General features: G+C 53.1%; 1 pseudogene. It reads left to right on the top strand.

The features are described 5' to 3' along the window. A pseudogene (locus HBA93_RS22720) lies at nt 1-245 on the top strand (cytosine deaminase); the annotation flags it as partial.

The following is a 245-nucleotide window of genomic DNA, read 5'->3' on the forward strand; positions in this document are numbered from 1 at the left end:
TGCAATGGAAATGATCATTGAACGGACCAATGCTTTAGGTATGGCCGGACAGGTCACAATCAGTCATGGCTTCTGCCTTGGTATGCTGGCGGATAAACCTTTAGCCGCTTTAGGTGCAAAGCTGGCCAAAGCCGGTATTCATCTGATGGTCAAAGGCGGCGCATCCAGCGCTGCTCCGCCGGTCTTTGACCTCACAGCCATGGGTGTCAATATCTGTTCCGGCAGTGATGGCATCCGCGATACCT

Source organism: Ochrobactrum sp. SFR4 (genome assembly GCF_019730395.1).
Classification (GTDB): Bacteria; Pseudomonadota; Alphaproteobacteria; order Rhizobiales; family Rhizobiaceae; genus Pseudochrobactrum.